The sequence below is a fragment of the Vibrio sp. 1151_11 genome (assembly GCF_029478525.1).
GTDB classification, from domain to species: Bacteria; Pseudomonadota; Gammaproteobacteria; order Enterobacterales; family Vibrionaceae; genus Vibrio; species Vibrio anguillarum.
The window spans coordinates 1-417 of record NZ_SHMN01000107.1 but is presented as its reverse complement, the minus strand read 5'-3'; the positions used below and the strand labels follow the sequence as shown (position 1 = coordinate 417).

The 417-nt window shown below is 41.7% G+C and carries 1 tRNA gene and 1 rRNA gene; both read left to right on the top strand.

Going from position 1 to position 417, the window contains the following annotated elements:
- A 16S ribosomal RNA gene (locus tag EXZ60_RS18975) occupies positions 1 to 69 on the top strand; the annotation flags it as partial.
- 88 nt (positions 70 to 157) lie between these two features.
- Positions 158 to 233: transfer RNA gene (locus EXZ60_RS18970), tRNA-Glu, on the top strand.
- Positions 234 to 417 lie beyond the last annotated feature (184 nt).

Genomic DNA, 417 nt, shown 5'->3' with positions numbered 1-417 from the left:
TGGTTCATGACTGGGGTGAAGTCGTAACAAGGTAGCGCTAGGGGAACCTGGCGCTGGATCACCTCCTTATACGAAGATTACACTGATGAGTGTCCACACAGATTGATGGTTTATACAGTTTAAGAGATGAGGATGTTCCCAAACATTCTTACTTAGTGTCCCGTTCGTCTAGAGGCCTAGGACACCGCCCTTTCACGGCGGTAACAGGGGTTCGACTCCCCTACGGGATACCATCTTTAAATGTTCTTACGAGAATCTTTAAAAATGGTTTCTTTCTTTAGTAGAAAGTCAAATCGTGCTCTTTAACAATTTGGAAAGCTGACTGATAACAACGAACGTGTTTGTTGTTATCAAATAAAAGTTCTCAACATCAATACGTTAAACGTATTGATACCAAACACATTCAAGTGTTCTTGG